The 18,397-nt window shown below is 46.9% G+C and carries 12 protein-coding genes; all 12 read left to right on the forward strand.

The window, feature by feature from the left end; all coding sequences use genetic code 11:
- Nucleotides 1-31 precede the first annotated feature (31 nt).
- The 12 genes from AB4Y93_RS19335 (at nucleotide 32) to AB4Y93_RS19390 (ending at nucleotide 18,338) form a co-directional block, all read left to right on the forward strand.
- Entirely contained in the window at nucleotides 32-1,672 is a 1,641-nt protein-coding gene (locus AB4Y93_RS19335; protein WP_441894486.1) for an ABC transporter substrate-binding protein, read from the forward strand.
- Between the two features lie 26 nt (nucleotides 1,673-1,698).
- On the forward strand, nucleotides 1,699-2,661 hold the full coding sequence (locus AB4Y93_RS19340; protein WP_441894487.1) for an ABC transporter permease: 963 nt from the start codon (nucleotides 1,699-1,701) through the stop codon (nucleotides 2,659-2,661).
- 13 nt (nucleotides 2,662-2,674) lie between these two features.
- Nucleotides 2,675-3,550, forward strand: a complete 876-nt coding sequence (locus tag AB4Y93_RS19345; protein WP_441894489.1) for a carbohydrate ABC transporter permease — start codon at nucleotides 2,675-2,677, stop codon at nucleotides 3,548-3,550.
- Between the two features lie 6 nt (nucleotides 3,551-3,556).
- Nucleotides 3,557-4,945 (forward strand): hypothetical protein, encoded by a 1,389-nt coding sequence (locus tag AB4Y93_RS19350; protein ID WP_441894490.1) that lies wholly within the window; start codon nucleotides 3,557-3,559, stop codon nucleotides 4,943-4,945.
- A gap of 15 nt (nucleotides 4,946-4,960) precedes the next feature.
- Complete coding sequence (locus AB4Y93_RS19355; protein ID WP_441894491.1) at nucleotides 4,961-5,812, forward strand: NAD-dependent epimerase/dehydratase family protein; 852 nt, start codon at nucleotides 4,961-4,963, stop codon at nucleotides 5,810-5,812.
- Entirely contained in the window at nucleotides 5,809-6,537 is a 729-nt protein-coding gene (locus AB4Y93_RS19360) for an SDR family NAD(P)-dependent oxidoreductase (RefSeq protein WP_441894492.1), read from the forward strand. Before AB4Y93_RS19355 ends, AB4Y93_RS19360 begins: the two co-directional genes overlap by 4 nt.
- A gap of 20 nt (nucleotides 6,538-6,557) precedes the next feature.
- On the forward strand, nucleotides 6,558-7,340 hold the full coding sequence (locus tag AB4Y93_RS19365; RefSeq protein ID WP_441894493.1) for an alpha/beta hydrolase: 783 nt from the start codon (nucleotides 6,558-6,560) through the stop codon (nucleotides 7,338-7,340).
- A 21-nt stretch (nucleotides 7,341-7,361) separates the two neighbouring features.
- Nucleotides 7,362-7,982, forward strand: a complete 621-nt coding sequence (locus tag AB4Y93_RS19370; protein ID WP_441894494.1) for a ThuA domain-containing protein — start codon at nucleotides 7,362-7,364, stop codon at nucleotides 7,980-7,982.
- 166 nt (nucleotides 7,983-8,148) lie between these two features.
- Nucleotides 8,149-9,540 carry a glycosyl hydrolase gene (locus AB4Y93_RS19375; protein WP_441894495.1) on the forward strand — a complete coding sequence of 464 codons (1,392 nt, stop codon included), beginning with the start codon at nucleotides 8,149-8,151 and terminating at the stop codon, nucleotides 9,538-9,540.
- A 397-nt stretch (nucleotides 9,541-9,937) separates the two neighbouring features.
- A complete protein-coding gene (locus AB4Y93_RS19380) occupies nucleotides 9,938-15,580 on the forward strand; it encodes an S-layer homology domain-containing protein (RefSeq protein WP_441894496.1) in 5,643 nt (1,880 codons plus the stop codon).
- A gap of 143 nt (nucleotides 15,581-15,723) precedes the next feature.
- Nucleotides 15,724-16,803, forward strand: a complete 1,080-nt coding sequence (locus AB4Y93_RS19385; RefSeq protein WP_441894497.1) for a LacI family DNA-binding transcriptional regulator — start codon at nucleotides 15,724-15,726, stop codon at nucleotides 16,801-16,803.
- A 230-nt stretch (nucleotides 16,804-17,033) separates the two neighbouring features.
- Nucleotides 17,034-18,338 carry an ABC transporter substrate-binding protein gene (locus AB4Y93_RS19390; protein WP_441894498.1) on the forward strand — a complete coding sequence of 435 codons (1,305 nt, stop codon included), beginning with the start codon at nucleotides 17,034-17,036 and terminating at the stop codon, nucleotides 18,336-18,338.
- Nucleotides 18,339-18,397: the final 59 nt, after the last annotated feature.

An 18,397-nucleotide genomic window follows, 5' to 3' on the forward strand; every position in this document is an offset into this window, starting at 1 on the left:
TACCTTTACTAATCTTTTGGGGGTTATCGACTTGAATAAAACGATGCAGAGAACAATGCTGGCCGTTTCTCTGGCCGCAATAATGGCAGTGGCAGCATGTTCAAACGGAAACGAAAACACCAAATCCGATGCTGAGAATAAGAAGGCGACGAATACGACATCCAATGCGACATCGAATACAGAAACAGTTTCATCGGAACCTCTCAACGTTACCATGACGCTGATGGCAGGTTCCAAAACGCCGGATTCGTGGGCGGAGCATACGCTTGAAGAAGAGTTGTCGAAGGCGATGAACCGGAAGGTGGACGTTCAGCCAATCTTCCTCCCTGACTGGTCAGAGCTGAATACGAAGATCAACCTTATGATGAGTGCGAAAGATACGCGGCCTAATATTTTATGGACTGGCGATACGAAGGAATTCTCGAAATGGGTGGAAGCGGGGATTGCCCAGGATCTGACGCCATCGCTGCAAAAATACGGGAAAGACATTTTGAATTATTACACACAAGATACGATGTTCTACCACTGGGATAAGAGCGGAAAAATATTTAGAGTTCCAGGTGACGTGCCGGAAGCCAGCTATATGACGACGATTTTGCGTAAAGACTGGCTTGATAATCTCGGTCTTCAAGAGCCAAAGACACTTGATGAATATGTGAACGTACTTCGTGCATTTACGAAGGATGATCCGGATAAGAACGGCAAGAACGATACATACGGCTTGTCCGGCGATAACTATTACCGGAGTCTTGCGCCGTTCTTCTATGCTTACGGCATTGATGTGGAGAACTTTATGAAGCAGGATGATGGTTCAATCAAGTTTGGTGCACTCATGCCGCAAGTGAAAACTGTGCTTGAATTGCTTCAAGGCTTGTACAAAGAAGGTGTACTTGATCCGCGAATGACAACGAGTGCGAACAATGATGATGGCAAGGTTAATGACATTTTTGCTTCTGGTAAAGTAGGTTCCTTCTATCGTTGGGTCGATTATTTCAATCCAGGCAACTCGACAACGATCTCGTTCAAGAAGCTGAATCCTACAGGTGAGTATATCTCAATTGATCCAATCCAAGGACCGGATGGCTTCAGCTCCGATATGCCGGATGCACAGATCGGCTGGTGCTACCTTATTGTAACCGACACGATCGATACCGACAGTGCTGTTCAAGTGCTCGATACAATGGCGAAGCCTGAAGTGTTCAAGCAGCTTGCATTTGGTAAAGAAGGCGAGCATTACACGATGAACAATGGTGAGTTCGTGCCAACTATTCAACCAGAAGAAGGCAGCAAGCTTGGACTTGGCAACTTTGGCTGGATCATGCAGCGTAAGGACGCAGCAAACATTAAGAATACACCTGAAGTAACGGAGATGTTCACGAAGAAGATCGAGACTTCGCAGCCAATGCGCGACAAGATTGTCGTGTTCAAAGCGATTGACCGTCCTGAATGGGATAAATATTCGGCAGATATTAAGAAAGTTCGTGATGAACTGTTCTGGGGAATCATCACAGGCAAAACACCGGTATCTGCATTTGACGATTTCGAGAAGCAATATTTGAAGCTTGGCGGCAAGCAGATTGATGAGGAAGCAGTTAACTTGTTCAACACGCAGCAGGAAGAACGTACGGCCTACGATGCATGGTATGAAGCAAATATTGTTCCTTACAAGTAAGTGCGGCATGAGAAAGGAGAGAAGTCATGGAGCAACAAGCAGAGCTTGTAATGACGAAGCCAACCAGACATAGCTTGAAGCTGAAGGGCACACTGCTAAAAGATATCATGCGGGACAAATACCTGTACCTACTGCTGCTGCCCGGGCTGCTGCTCATTCTCCTCTTTCGTTACGGTCCGATGTATGGTGTTGTGATCGCCTTCCAGGATTACAACATCTACAAAGGCATCGGCGGAAGTGAGTGGGTCGGATTTGATCAGTTCCAGCGGCTGTTTCGTTCGCCTGATTTTACCGAGGTATTAACGAATACGATTGTCATAAGTCTCTATAAACTAGCGGCATCGTTCTCGCTGCCAATCATCTTGTCGCTGCTGCTGAATGGGCTTAAAAACGTTGTGTTCAAACGAATAGCGCAGTCCATTATATATTTGCCGCATTTTATTTCCTGGGTTATTTTCTCGGGCATTATTATCACTTTCTTGAATCCAGTGGACGGCATGGTGAATGTCATCATTCGCAACTTCGGAGGAACACCAATCGATTTCCTTGGTGACGTACGTTATTTCCGTTCTGTGCTGGTGCTAAGCGATATTTACAAAGAAGTAGGCTGGGGGACGATCATTTACCTTGCCGCAATAGCTGGTGTAAGTGCAGATCTGTATGAAGCAGCGCGGATTGACGGAGCAAATAAATTAAAGCAGATGTGGCATGTTACGCTGCCTGCCATTCGCCCAGTTATTATTATTCTAGTCATTTTGAGCTTGGCCAATATTCTCGAAGCAGGCTTCCAGCAAATCTTCCTGCTCTATAATGCGCTTGTCTACGATGTTGCAGACATTCTGGATACGTACGTTTATAGGGTCGGCATTCAGCAAGCGGATTACAGCTATGCAACAGCTGCCGGATTATTCAAATCTGCCGTTGCGATGATCCTTATTCTGACTGTGAATAAGATCGTCAAGGCGACAGGACAGGATGGGCTATGGTAAGGAGGGATTTTGAATGGGCATGACAAAAGGCGAGAAATGGTTTATGTCGGCAAACGTCTTATTTTTTATCGTATTAATGGTGATCATGGTCTATCCGTTCTGGTATATGATTATGGGCTCGCTTAGTGATTCTTCCCTAACGGCGGATGGAGGATTATTCCTCCTTCCCGCAGGTTTTTCCTTCTCAGCTTATTTGGCTGTATTCCAGAACGTATCGATCTTGTCCGGCTTTAAGGTGACGTTGATAACGACTGTTGCAGGCGCGTTTCTTGGGACGTTCTTATCAGCAGCCATGGCGTATGCCTTATCCAAAAAACGGCTTCGCGGCCAAGGTATTGTTTTGTTCCTTGTTTTGTTCACGATGTTGTTCAGCGGAGGGATGATTCCTTCCTATCTGCTCGTGAAGGAGCTTCATATGGTTGACAGCTACTGGGCACTGATCCTGCCTGGTATTATGAGCGCATGGAATATATTCGTCATGATTGGATTTATGCGCGGGCTTCCTGAAGAGGTTGAGGAGGCTGCGAAGATCGATGGAGCGAATGATCTGGGGATCTTCTTTCGGATTGTATTGCCGCTCTCTAAGCCTGTACTCTCTACAGTTGGTTTGTTTATCGCCGTTGGTTATTGGAATGATTTCTTCTCCTCTGTACTGTATGCGACAGATAAGGACATGTGGCAGCTCCAGATGGTGCTGAAGGATTTGATCAGCAATACATCCGCTGCGATTTCTCAGGCTGGTATCGCGATTAGCGTACAGCAAGAGGTGAATGCGTTTACCGTTAAGATGGCTTCGATTATCGTATCTTCACTGCCGATTCTAATCGTGTACCCGTTCCTGCAGAAGCATTTCGTAAAAGGTGCACTAATCGGTTCGGTAAAGGGGTGATGAGGGGTGCAAACAGATACACAGCAAGTCGTTCGAGTCAATAGCGACAATGTACTTACTTCTTATTATTGTGGCGTCGGCTTTGAATGGGATCCGTCTGACGATCACGATTATACAGAAGAGCAGTGGCAGACGATATTTCAGCGGGTTGCATACTCGCGTGTTCCGATCATTAGGCTGATGTTGCGAGCGGCCTCCTATGTTACAGGCTGGGATGAAGCGGGTAATCCGATCTATGATTGGGAGTCCGCGCATATGCACAGGGTCTATCGTATTCTCGACTTTTGCGAGGAGCATCGGATCGATGTCATTATCGGCGAATGGAGCCGTAGTCCCGAAATAGGGATCACGGTTTCCGACAATCCTGTCTGGGCAGAGTTAATTGGTGGTTTTCTGGCGTATATGCTTGATGTGCGACGGTATACGGTGCTGCGTTATTACAATTTCATTAATGAGCCGAATGGCTATTGGGCAACGGAAGACGGTGACCGGTTTGCCATTTGGTCAAGAGGTTTGCGCAACCTTGAGGGTATTATGAGAAAGCGTCAGTTATGGGGCAGAATTGAGCTGCTGGGTCCGGACTCCTCTAATCAGGATGAGTGGGTAGATTGGTCTGTTCATGAGCATGGCCCGATTTTGTCAGCATATGATGTGCATCGTTATGTCATGGATGAGGATATTCGAAGTGGAGAGATGGAGCGGCAGATTCGGGTGAAGCGCAGCTACATCGACGAACATGATCCGGAAGGAGCTTCGAAGCCTTATCTGATGACTGAAGCGGGGATTGTGGAGGGGAAGGATGAGCTCCATGATCAGCAGCCGCGTGTAAAGACGTTTAAATACGGCGTCCTTATGGCTGACTTTACGATTCAATCTATTCTCGGCGGGCAAGCAGGGATGATTGCTTGGATGCTGGATGATTCGATGCATCGGGCACCGGGTTACACAAGAGGCTCGGGCGAGCTGAAAACATGGGGCTTCTGGAATACGATTGGTCCTGTAGAGGAGCAGGCGCTTCGACCGTGGTACTATCCAATGTCGCTATTGTCCAGATACATGCCAAGAGGATGCCGAACCGTTCGTGTAGATCTTGGCAATAGACCACTGGTGAGAGGTGCTGCGGCATTTGCGGATAATGGTGTAACAGTAGCAATTGTGAATGAAGGTTCTGAGTCTATGCAGCTCACCCTTGTGATGTCTGGCGTGCATGAGATTGGAACGCTTGCGGAATATGTATATGCCGATCCATTGCGTCCTGCTGATCGAGATGGTTTTCCTGTTCCTGCAAGAATACACAGTGATGTAAATCTGGATGCGGGCATCAAGGTCACGATACCGGCATGCAGCTTCGTTCTTCTCACTTCCATGTCCATCGCTGAAGAGTGGATGCAGTGAGGGAGGGGTGGGCTTTTGAAGGTTGCAGTTACAGGAGGTAATGGAAGAATTGGCAGGCAGGTCATTGTCGAATTGCTCGCGTTTGGCCATGAAGCTGTGTGTATTGACCGGGAGCTGCCAGTCAAACGGATTTGCCCAACGAAGATCGTAGATCTGACTAAGCTGGGTGAAGTGTATGGAGCACTGCGGGGAGTGGATGCAGTTATCCATCTTGCAGGCATCAATGCGCCGGGCACTTATCCGGATGAAGTGGTATTTATGAACAATACACTTTCTACTTATCATGTACTGGATGCGGCGGCTGGACTTGGTATAAGGAAAGCGGCTTGTGCTTCCAGCGAATCTATTTATGGTTATTGTTATGCAGAAAAGAGGTTTGATCCGCGGTTCCTTCCAGTTAATGAATCACATCCGCTGCTGCCGCAAGACAGTTATGGACTGTCCAAAATCGCAGGAGAACAGGCTGCTAGCATGATCTTTCACCGTACCGGCATGCAAATTGTGAATCTCCGATTCGGCCATGTTGCACTGCCTGATGAATACAACTGGTTGTCCACTTATACGCGTGCTGAGCGGTTTTTGTGGAGCCATGTTGATGTGCGCGATGCGGCAGCCGCATGCCGATTAGCTGTTGAGGCAGAAGGGCTTGGTTGTGAAACGATGAATATAGCTGCGGATGATACCTGCTCTTTGCTTCCTAATGCGGAGCTGCTTCATCGGTACTATCCGAATGTGACCGATATTAAACAAGACTTTTCCGGTCATCGGGCTTGGACGAGTAATGCAAAGGCGAAGAAGCTGCTTGGCTGGGCGCCGGTTCATAACTGGCGGAGCGGACAATTGAGCGGGAATGAGGAGTGTAAATGAAGGGGAAAGTCGCATGCGTAACTGGCGCAGACCGCGGGCTGGGCTATGAGCTGGCGATTGCGCTGGCTCGAAAAGGGTATGTGGTATTCGCTGGCCGTTATATGACGGAATGGACAGCACTGGATCATATTCCGGCTGAGCTTAGTTCGTTGATCACGCCAATTTTGTTGGATATTTCAAATGAAGATAGTGCTTTGCGTGCCGCAAGTACAATTGAGGATCAGTACGGCAAGCTGGATTTGCTTGTGAATAATGCTGGGATTGCAGGCAACCACGACAGCTCTGTATTTGGCGGTATCGATTATGAGCTGATTCGCAGAATGTATGAAGTGAATACGCTTGGACCGCTGCGCATGACGCAGGCTTTAAGCGGCTTACTTGTGCAGGGTGATGACAAACTTGTCGTTAATATTTCGTCAGAAGCAGGCCAAATCAACCAGACCTGGCGGGAGGGCTGGTATGGCTACTGTATGTCGAAGGCGGCGCTGAACGTGCAGACGAACATCGTACATAATGAACTGCGTAGTCGAGGTGGGAAAGCGATCGCCATTCATCCGGGATGGATGAAAACGTATATGGGCGGCAAACGCAATGAGAATGCCGCGATAGAAGCTGAAGAGGCTGCCAGCGGAATCGTGGATATTATTATTCGTTACGCGTTGGAGGAGAATGAAACCGCCCATCCGCCATTTGTTGATTATGCAGGCAGTGAAATGCATTGGTAGTTGCTTAGGAGGGGATAGTGATGGCTTTTTTACAAGTTCAGTTTTTCTCCGAAACGCTGCGGCAGGGATGCTCTATGAATGTAATCTTGCCCGAGCGTTATCATCGCCCGTCTGAGCCGTTGGTGCAGCCCTATCCTGTGTTGTACTTGCTTCATGGCGCATCAGACGATCATTCCGCATGGCAGCGTAATACTTCGATTGAGCGGTATGCAGCTGAAAAGGGAATAGCGGTAATTATGCCTTCTGTGCAGTACAGCTTCTATTCCGATATGAAGCATGGCTATGATTATTTTACCTTTATTGCGGAAGAGCTGCCGCAGATCGTAAAATCGTTTTTCCCTATTTCAGAGCGGCGGGAGGATACATTTGCGATTGGTTTGTCGATGGGCGGGTACGGAGCATTTAAGTTAGGTGTTAGTTACCCGCAGAGGTATGCTGCAGTCGCCAGCTTGTCCGGAAGTCTCGATCAGCGTACGCGTCTTGAGGGAAAGACCTTGTTCAACAATACGGTTTTCTCCAAGCAGGCTATTTTGACCTTTGGCTCGTATGAGGAATATGTGGGCAGCGACAACAATATCGGGCAGCTGTTGGAGCGGCGATTGGCAGAAGGTGTGACAATGCCTTCCTTTTATCAGGCATGCGGAACCAATGATCATAACTACGAGATTAATCAGTCCTTCCACGAAATCTTTCATAACCGTATCAATCTATTATATGAAGTGGAGTCAGGTGCGGGTCATGATTGGGAGTTCTGGGACAAGTATGTGAGGCGGGCGGTGGATTGGCTGCCATTACGGAAGTAAGGGATGGGGGGATTTAAGGTTATGCGTGTTGGGGTAATCTGTCATGATGAGTGGCATCCGGCGGAGGTCGTTCAGCAAGGCTTCGCCAAGCTTGCAAATGATCAATACGAGTTTGATTATATCGAGCATGCAAAAGATTGGTCGGAAGCATGGATGAATCAATGTGAGTTGATTGTTTTGGCTAAGTCCAATCGTGTTTCGACCTCGGATCGTACGCCTTGGTTAACGATGGAGGTGCAAGGCTGCTTTCAGGCTTTTGTTGAAAAAGGGAAGGGGCTTTTTGTTATCCATGCGGGTACGGTTGGCTACCTTGAAGAACCGTTGTTCCGTAGCCTAATCGGCGGAGGATTCCGTTCGCATCCTGCTCCCGATCAGGTTGTACTTCGACCTGCGGCCGAACTCGAGCCTTTCGTTGTCCATGATGAACATTACCAAATGGAATTTGAATCAGGAGACGTATTTCTTACCTCGGAGTCAGCATGCGGCAGCTATCCCGCTGGATGGCGCCGCATGCAGGGACTTGGAAGGGTTGCGGTGCTGACACCGGGTCACTATGCAGATGTATGGCAGCATCCTTCTTATCAAAAGCTGCTGAAGCGCGAGCTGGATTGGTGCGCAGGTGAACGTCTGAATCGAAGCTGATGCTGACTGCTTTTTTGCAAATAACAAATAGCCCCCTGAGATAAAGCTTTATAGCTAGGAGAGAGGGGGTTATTTGCTGTGCTATTCGAAAGGAGGTGGTCTATGAACAGCTCAATTCGTAAGCGTTTTGTGTTCAGATGACTTTATTCTAAACGGAGGTGTAGCAATGATTAAAAAGTTAGGTTTGACCTGGGTTGTATTATGTTTGGCATTAACGGGTTTTATCGGCAGTTCATGGATTAGCTCCGATCATGCTTCAGCAGCGCCAAATATCGCATACAACAGGCCGGTAACAGTCTCTTCTACTGAATCCTCCAGTTATCCGGGCTCATATGCGGTGGATGCGAATGGCAATACACGATGGTCTTCATCTTACACTGATCAGCAGTGGATGATTGTTGATCTGGGTTCCAATCAGACTGTAGCAAGTGTTGCTATAGCATGGGAAGCGGCTTATGCCTCGCAATTTCAAATTCAGACTTCTACGAACAATTCCACTTGGACGACAGTCTACTCCAATTACAGCGGAACAGGCGGCAAGAATACGATTAACTTTACGGCTACAACCGCGAGATATGTGAAAATCTATTGTATTCAGCGAGCGACGGCATATGGTTTCTCGATCATCGAATTCGAAATCTATGGAAGCGCTTCAACAGATAAGGTTGGTGTGCTCGACTATTTGAAGAGCATTGACGGCAGCAAGACGGTCATAGGCATCCATAATCGTGAACCGAATTCGAACCCAGCTGTACAAACTAATCAGGCTAATAGTGTTGCTGGGCGTTATCCAGGACTTTGGAGCGGTGATTTTCTCTTCTCTTCCGGTGATGTAAGTAATCGTTGGACTATGATTGAGGAAGCGAAAAATCAATTCAAGAATGGTGCGATCGTCCAGCTGATGATGCATGTCACGCCGCCAACACAATCCGATGCCGGCAGCTGGGATGGTGGTGTGGTCAGCGAGCTTTCCAATACGCAATGGACGGACTTAATTACGAATGGCGGCACGCTGAATAATGCATGGAAAGCACGGCTGGATACGTACGCGACTTATTTGCAGTACCTCGAGGATAACCAGGTAACGGTTCTGTTCCGTCCGTTCCATGAGATGAACCAGAGCCAGTTCTGGTGGGCAGGGCGTTCGGGAACAAATGGGACAGCGGCACTGTACCGCTTGACGCATGACTATCTTGTGAATACGAAAGGACTAACCAATTTAGTCTGGGTATGGGACATGCAGGATCTGGATCTGAGTTGGAGCGGGTACAACCCTGGAGCCGGTTATTGGGATATCTTTGCACTGGACGTTTATAACTCGGATGGCTTTACGACAACGAAGTACAATACGGCATTAAGCGTTGCAGGTGGAAAGCCAATTGCAATTGGCGAGTGTGCAGTGCTTCCGACGGCCAGCCAGCTTGCAGCTCAACCGAAGTGGGTATTTGCAATGAGCTGGGCGGAGCTTACGTTCAGCAGCAATACGAATGCTCAGATTCAAGCGTTGTATGGAGCATCTAATGTGATTACGAGGGATGAATTGCCTGCTTTGAAATAAGGAGGTATTCAACAAATTTCAACTTTATATTAGGTTTTTATTGTTTTTCCAGAGGGGATTTGGGCTTGAATTCCCAGATCCCCTCGTTGGATGGTAACAGTTTTATGGCAGGAATAACGGGATTTCGACAAATTGGATTAGGTTTGTTGTTCGGGTTATAAAATTCGGGGGTAAAAGGATATGGATATCAGTCGTCGATAAATTTTAATTAAAAGTTAAATAAAATATTGACTAAAGTTTAATTAAAAGTATAATAAAAATTGAAATAAATTAAATCCTGGAAATGCTAAATTATTTCTCGTGAGTCAAAAGCAAGGCAGGCGCTTTATTATTCAATTGAATTGTAAGCGCTAACAAATCGATGGATTTATTCATTATTTTACTAGGAGTGAATGATGTGAACGAACGTAAAAGCAAGTCGAAACGCAAATGGCCGCTTCTGCTCGTTACGGCGCTGTTAGGTGGTATGCTGGCTCCGGTCGCTGGTGGTCAGTCGGCGAAGGCTTCGAGCGGTGAGGGCGAAGCATCCGTGTTTACGGATTTTATTACAACCGATGGCGACAAGCTGATGGATGGAACGAAGGAGTTTCGTTTTGCCTCGCTGAACTATCCGGGAGGAATGAGTGATCCGGCCTTCTCTCAAGAGGATGCACTTCGTACGATTGCAGCAATTGGCGGCAATGTGACAAGGACTTATGTACCGTCAGTTAAGCGATATGATAATTCGAACGCAGGAAGCGCGTTTGTACTTGGGCCGGATGAAGAAGGTGTCATGCAATTTAATGAAGCTGGATTCGTTAAGCTCGATAATCTGCTGGCGCTAGCCAATAAGTTCGGTGTAAGGGTTGTGATTCCGTTTGTTGACCAATGGCAATGGGTAGGCGGAATTGAGAGCTACGTTAACTTCCGCTATCCGGGAACGATCAGCGGTGATGCTGCTAATGATCCGGATGCATGGAAATTTTATACCGACCCGCTTGTGATCTCTGATTTCAAGCAAGTGATTCACTACATGATGAACCGCGTGAACACGATTACAGGTGTGAAATACAAGGATGACAAGGCCATTCTGGCATGGGAGACGGGGAATGAGCTGGGCGGTTACAACCAGGATAAGTTCCCGCAAGCATGGACAACGGAAATTGCCGACTACGTAAGAAATACGGAGAACCCTAGCCAACTGCTGCTGGATGGCCGGTTCGCAGTGAATAACGATTCACTGGAAGATCCGAACGTCGACATCGTAGGGGATCACTTCTACACGGGTAACTTCATCGATCGTATTAATGCGGACAGCGCAGCTGCTGCCGACAAGAAGCCTTATATTCTTGGTGAATTTGGACTTTATACGACCGGTGCTCCTGTCGAAGCGCTTTACAATGCTGCTTTAAAAAATGGCACAGACGGTATTATGATCTGGTCGCTTCGTCCGCATAAGGACAGCGGCGGTTTCTATTGGCATGATGAAGATCCGGGCAACTGGGCTTCCTATCACTGGCCGGGCTTCTCGTCGGGAGATTATTACGGGGAAACGGATATTATCCGTACGGTATACAAGTATGCGCACTATATGAATGAGAACGATGTGGCTATGACATCAGACGTTCCTGCCATCCCTGCGCCTGCTAATGCGCCAATGCTGTTCCCGATTACTTCGGTAGCGGATATCAAATGGCAAGGCTCGGTAGGTGCTTCGGGTTATGAAGTGCAGCGTACAGAGAACGGCGAAGACTGGACAACGGTAACGACTGACTTTTCAGATGGCGGACGCGCCGGAACACCTGCGTTCCATGATGAACAAGCATTGAGCGGTGTAACTTACACCTACCGTGTACGTGGAGTAAATGAATCAGGTGTGTCTCCTTGGTCTAATGAAGTAAGTACAACAGCGGAGCATGTCATTATTGATGAGATGAGCCTGCTGCAGAAGGATGCACAGAAACGTAAAACCTATGTGTATGATCAATCGTCGAATGTACAGACCAGTTCGTCGGTTGGCAGTGAAGTAGGGGTAGGCTTCAAAGCGTATGTTTCGACATCGAACCCGGGCTATCTGATCTACGCTTCTCCGGTTCCGATGAACAAAGCTTCGGTTACCTTCACGGGCACGGGTGCAATCCGCTGGTTTGCCTCTTCTTCGAATGGCAACTATACGGAAATTCAATCGTTCGTGAATGGTTCGGTATCATCGGTCGATCAGCTTCCGGCGGATACACGCTTCATTAAGTTTGTTGTTCCAGGAAGCAACACGGTGCAGATAGATAACATTCAGATGGAATATACGTACGATGGAACAGGCTTCCAAAGTGTTTCGCCAATTCAGCGAAACGGATATGTCATTGATCATACTTTTGCAGGGACGACCTTTAGTCAGACCTCGAATCTCGTGATGAAGGACGAACAGCCTTACATGGATAACAACAAGACGCTTGGACGCACAGACGGAAGCACTGGTGAAGTCGTCTATCAGGTAGGCGGAGATATGACCTCATATCGATTTACGACCTATGCCAATTCCGACAGTAAGCTGTCTTTCCTCGCTTCCATTGACGGCGATAATTATGTACCGATTCATCCGGTTGTCAGCCAAACTGCAACCAGCGAAGGCTGGAATAAGGTGATCTATACTGACTTTGCTCTGCCGGCATCTACGCGATATTTGAAGGCTGTCTATCCGGCAACAACAGACGGCGAATCACCAGCCATTAGCCAAGTTGAAATTGGGTATGGTTCGAATCTGATTCCGCTTACGGACAAAGCCCCTGCCAACGTTTTTGAAGATGGAGAATACGACTACGGGGTAGATGATAAAATCAAAGCGCGTTATACCGCTAACGCGAACGGGGACAGCATCGGCATCGCTCTGGATACAACAAATAAGAACCATGGCAATTACGGGGTGAAAGTAGACTATGCCTTTGATTCCTCTTATTATGCGGGCTTGTCCCGTTCGCTTGGCGATGTGGATTTGTCTGGATTTGACTCGCTACATGCATGGGTGAAGCCGGACGGATCCTCGAATAAACTGTCGTTTCAGCTGACAATGACGGACAATCGCGTATATGAAGCTCCATTGACACTCGCAGGTAATGCGGGGCGGACAGTTGAGATCAAATTATCCGAGTTTGTTCAGCCTGAATGGAATGTGACGGCTTATGGCAGCAAGGCGATTGAGCTGTCGCATGTAAAGGAATTTGCAATCTATGTCAGCAGTGGAACAAATGCGGCAGCTAATTCAGGTGTCATTTATTTGGATGATATCCGCATGGCGAATGCTTCCAAGCTGGATAACTTCGAAGGTTATGGCGGCTATAATGCGCTTATTAACAAGGCGTTCTCGCGTAATGCGGGAGGCGGTGCATTTGATTTATCTTTGGATACCTCACATAAATCAGAAGGCAATTATGGCCTGCGGATCGATTATAACTATGCAGGCCCAGGCTATGCCGGCGGCAGCTTTAATCCTGATTTCTTGAACCTTAATGGCTATGACGGCTTCACGTTCTGGTTCCAACCGGATGGCTCAGGCAATGAGCTTGCTATTCAGTTCACGGACGCAAGCGGTAAGTTCTGGGAGACTAAGACGGTGTTCAAGGGCAGTGAGCCTCGTCTCATGTACGTGCCATTTGACGATTTCCGTTTCCCATCCTGGTATAGCAGTGATACAACAGCAAGACCAGATGCAAGTGTGAACATTACGGCGGTATCTTTCTATATCGGAGGCGTGGATGACTCGATCTCGACATCGGGTACGATTTACATTGATGACATTAATGGTGCGAAGTTTATGGATGAGCTGCAAGCTTCCACCGTTATGATTAGCGATGCCGAGTCCGAGATTACCTCGTTGCCTTACACAATCAGCGGTACAGCAACAAATGCCACGGATGTAACGATTCGTGCTGGCAAGCAAGTGTTCTATGCTCCTGTTGGGCCAAATGGTGAATGGTCATATACCACTTCCAAGCTGGCTAATGGGGCAGTAGAGATTAAGGCATCGGTTGAATTGTATAACGGTACAGTCATGAGTTCTGATACGTCTACAGTAAATGTGAATGTACCTAACAATCCTTACACAGAGGAAAATGGAAGTGGACCTGTTCTGACGAACTATGTGCTGAATGGCAGTTTTGACGAACCGGTAGATCCGGCTGCATGGCCAGTATTGCCGACTCACTGGGTGCATAAAGATGCTGAGGGTAATGATGTAACGAACGGAATTGTGAAGCTGGAAAGCGGCTCGCGTACCGGTGCTTACAAGCTTGTCCATTGGAACAATGCGTCTTATGAGGTGACATCGACTGAGCAAATAACGGATCTGGCGGATGGCATCTACGAAGCACGGGCTTGGACCAAATCCAAAGGCGGCCAGCAGGCAGCGGAAATGATCGTGAATGAGGGTCAGCCTTCAGAACAAAAAGTTAATATTCCAACTGGCGAGAGCTCGTGGGCTTATTTGAAAATTTCGGGCATTGAAGTAAGGGACGGAAAGGTTTCGATTGGCTTCCATTCCAAGGATCTTGGTGATCACTGGATTGGGGTTGATGATGTTGAGCTCGTGAAAACAGGAGAACTGCCAAATGTTTCCGTGACTGGTGTCACGCTGAACAAAAATGAAATCAGCTTAAACGTTGGCGGAACGGAAACGCTGACTGTGACGGTAAGTCCAGCAAATGCAACGAACAAACAGGTGACTTGGACGTCCAATAACACAGCAGTTGCTACGGTGGACGCATCTGGCAAAGTGACGGCTATTGGCATTGGAACGGCAAATATTACTGCTGCAACTACAGATGGCAGCAAAGTGGCTTCTGCTGTTGTGACGGTAACGAAGACAACTACGACGAATCCGACACAGCCTACAACACCGGTTGATCCTGTTGATTCAGTGTCTGTTCAGAACGGACATTTGACGGTACAGCCTGCTAATAAAGACTCAGACAAAGTGTCGATTAAGATCAACGAGAAGGATATTCTAGAAGCGTTGAAGCAAAACAACGATAAAACAGTTGATATTGTCGTGAAGCCAGGTGCTAAAGCAGGTTCCGTTACCGTAGACGTTCCTGTTAAACCACTTATTACAGCAGTACAAGGCATTCGAATGGATACCGGTCTCGTGACATTTACAGTAAGCAGTAGTCTGCTTAAGGAGAGAGGGCAAGGGGCTTCTACACTGCAGGTAAAAGCTTCGAAAGTCGATGACCGTACATTGTCTGCTGAAGCAAGAAAGCTGTTGGGCGGTCATGCTGTCTATGATATTGAAGTAAGTCTGGATGGCGTTAAACTGAAGGATATGGAGCTGGGCAGCATCCAGGTAGAGATGCCTTATGAGCTTGGAACAAATGAGGACCCAGATCAAGTGATTGTGTATTATTTGAATAACGATGGACAGCTTGAAGTAATCAAAAACGGGAAATACAATGCCGATACAGGCAAAGTGCAATTCTCGGCCACACATTTCAGCGCGTATAGTGCTGCTTATGCGAAGGTCTCCTTCGTTGATCTCGCGCATGCTGCTTGGGCAACGGACAGCATTCAGTTCCTTGCTGCCCGCGGCGTTATTCAAGGTGTAGGTGGAGGACATTTTGAGCCTAATAGCAATGTAACTCGTGCGGCATTCCTGAAATTGCTGATGGAGGCATTAGAGCTTAATGATCCGGCTGTAACAGGAACGTTCTCTGATGTAGCACATGGTGCATGGTATGCAGAAGCGGTATTTAGCGCGCAAAAGCTGGGTATTGTGAATGGTAAATCAGACGGCAGCTTTGGCGTAAATGATCTGATCACCCGTGAGGAGATGGCGGTGATGATCTACCGTGCGGCTCAATTGGTGAAGCTGGATCTAGCAGGTGATTCTGAAGCGAAGCTGTTCCCGGATCAAAATAAAGTAAGCAGCTACGCATCTGAAGCGGTACAATCGATTCATCAAGCGGGACTCATTCAAGGAATGGGTAACGGCAGCTTTATGCCTCAAGGTCATGCAACAAGAGCACAAGCTGCGCAGCTGATTTACAATCTATTCAACAAGCTGAATTCGTAAAAAGCAGAAAGAAGTATTGTTGTTGAACGGTTCGAAGCGGGGTGTGACGGCGATGTCATGCCTCGTTTTGTTTTATTTTCAGCAATAAGTTGAAATAAGTTGAAAAAAAATATATAGTAGGGATAAGAGATTGATTAAGGGAGTTGGAAACCATTAAAAAGGTTACTTTGCAGATCATTGCAGATCAATTGAAAGTCTCTAAAGCGTTGATTTCAAAAGCTTTATCGAATGATCCAGCTGTGAACGAGGAGACTCGGGCATTGATCTGGAAGACATCCGAAGAGCTTGGTTATAAAATAAAATCATCAAAGAAAAAAATGATATCTGCCGGCACGGGCAACCTCGCGGTATTAATGCCAAGAGCTTATCTCGATGATCCCGAATACTGGGGGAAAATCATTAAGGGTATTGACCGTGAGCTGGTTGAATACAACTACAGCATGCTGTTGTCCTCGATCGATGTGTCGCTGCGGGTGAATGACGGGATGCCAACGAGCATTACGGAAAACAAAGTGGACGGTGCAATCGTACTTGGACAATTGCCGAAGGAATATACAGATCAGCTTAAGAAACGGAATATTCCGTTTGTCCTGGTTGACCCAAGTGAGCAGGATCCTGAAGTGGATCTCGTGCTGGCGAATAACTATCAAGGTGCTTATCAGGCTGCGCAATTGCTGCTCCGGCTTGGTCACCGTAAGCTGGCATTCCTAGGCGACGTCGAGACGACTTGGAGCTTCTCTGAACGTTACAGAGGCTTTAAGGCAGCCATTCAAAGCTTTAATACAAATGGCAAAGAAGAGGCCAGCTTTGTAACCATCGAAGGGATGGGTGTAAGCGGTAACGGGATGTATACGAAGCCGGAGTACGTAGTTAAGCTGAAGCGCTCTCTGATGTCGGATAATCCGGTAACAGCGGTATTCTGTGCGAATGATTTAATTGCAATCGATTCGATGGTCTTTTTCTCGGATTGGGAAGTGGAGTATCCGCAACAGCTGTCTGTAGTGGGATTTGATGACCTGACACTTGCAGATATCAAGGGGCTTACGACCATTAGTGTACCTAAGGAAGAGATTGGGGTTAAAGCGACGCAGCTTATTCTGGAGCGGCTGAATACGCCAGATAAGCTTCCTGAGCTGGTTATGATCTCAACAACGCTTGTTCAGCGCGGTTCAACAGCGAATGTTCCAAGTGATCTGGAGATTTCGGGTAAAGTGGTAAATTAGTTTATTAAATATTTAATTACACGGTCCTTCCTTGTGGAAGGGCTTTTTTTGTGGCCAAAAAGCTGATTGGTCTTGATATGGCGATAAGCTGGAGTCTGCCAAAGGAGAAGTATAATTCAATTTAAATTAAAAGTTTAAATATTTTTAAAAAATAGTTGAAATAAATTGATATTGGTGATATTCTCTAGTTGTAAACGGTAACAAAACATATAACTCAGGGGGTAAGAAAGTTGAAGAAAAGTTTGAGCTTGTTACTAACTGCTGCTGTGTCGATCACGATGTTGTCTGCTTGTGGAAATAATGATGACGCGAATAAGACGGCAAAGAACGCAAAAACGGGCAACAATGGAACGACAACTGAGGCAGCTGATCCGGCTTCCGAGATCAGCGGAACAATTACATTCCTTACAAACCGCACGGACATGATTGACAAGGAGTACGTGGATTACGCGAAACGCTTCAAAGAAAAGTACCCGAATGCAGAAGTGAAATTTGAAGCGGTAAAAGATGTTGATAAGGATACGAAAATCCGTCTTTCGACTGGCGACTTCCCTGACGTGGTTTTGGTGCCAACGATCACTGCTTCTGATTTGCCGAAATATTTCGCCCCGCTTGATGATCTTGGTCTGAATGACAAAATTTACTTCAAAGATTATAAGAGCTTCGAAGGCAAGGTGTACGGCATCTCGGTAGGCGCTACAACAACAGGTATTGTATACAACAAGAAAGCCTTCGCTGACGCAGGCATTACAAGCGTTCCAAAGACGCTGGACGAATTCTATGCTGCAGCCGAGAAGCTGAAAGCAAAAGGTATCATTCCATTCGCATCCAACTTTAAAGATCAATGGCCTCTTTACCCGTGGGGCTCCGAGCTTCCTTCCTCCATTGCAGGTAATGCCAATCTGAACAATGAACGTGTCAATTCTGATGCACCATATACGATGGATAATGCTTATGGACAAGCATTGACAATCATCCGTACGATGAACGAGAAAGGCTACCTTGAGCCGGATATTAACTCAACAAACTGGGAGCAATCGAAGAAGGATGTAGCAAGCGGCAAATTTGCGATGTACTTCCTTGGTAACTGGGTCATTCCACAAGTCATCAGTAGCGGCACGACTTCGGAGAATGTTGGATTCTTCCCAATGCCTTATGACAACTCAGGTAAAGTGAATGTAGTTCTTGCACCAGACTGGGGTTATGGCGTTAACAAAAATAGTAAACATCTTGAAACGGCAAAAGCATTYGTGAAATGGATGCTGGAGGATTCCGGATTTGATAAATTCGCAGGCTTTATTCCAGTGTTGAAGGATAGACAATCGGATATGCCGCAGCTGGCTGAATTCGAAAGCTTTAATCCTACTAAGATCGAAGCGGTAACGGATACCCCGGAATCGACGGAGATCGTAAACCAAGCACAGATTACAAAAGAAGCCTTTGTACAAGAATTTGTTCTGAGCAAAGATCCACAATCCATTCTTGATAAATACAATGACAAATGGGCAAAAGCGAAAAAAGCAGTAAGTAAATAAGATTCAAACAGCAAAGTGGATTATCCCGAGACTTTACGATAATCCACTTTGCTTATATA

The organism is Paenibacillus sp. YAF4_2 (assembly GCF_052113225.1).
Classification (GTDB): domain Bacteria; phylum Bacillota; class Bacilli; order Paenibacillales; family Paenibacillaceae; genus Pristimantibacillus.

What these genes read in the sequence shown, in the direction of transcription:
- AB4Y93_RS19360 (WP_441894492.1), top strand. Translation starts at nt 5,809, where the DNA reads ATGAAGGGGAAAGTCGCATGCGTAACTGGCGCAGACCGCGGGCTGGGC.
- AB4Y93_RS19340 (WP_441894487.1), top strand. Translation starts at nt 1,699, where the DNA reads ATGGAGCAACAAGCAGAGCTTGTAATGACGAAGCCAACCAGACATAGC.
- AB4Y93_RS19345 (WP_441894489.1), top strand. Translation starts at nt 2,675, where the DNA reads ATGGGCATGACAAAAGGCGAGAAATGGTTTATGTCGGCAAACGTCTTA.
- AB4Y93_RS19375 (WP_441894495.1), top strand. Translation starts at nt 8,149, where the DNA reads ATGATTAAAAAGTTAGGTTTGACCTGGGTTGTATTATGTTTGGCATTA.
- AB4Y93_RS19365 (WP_441894493.1), top strand. Translation starts at nt 6,558, where the DNA reads ATGGCTTTTTTACAAGTTCAGTTTTTCTCCGAAACGCTGCGGCAGGGA.
- AB4Y93_RS19370 (WP_441894494.1), top strand. Translation starts at nt 7,362, where the DNA reads ATGCGTGTTGGGGTAATCTGTCATGATGAGTGGCATCCGGCGGAGGTC.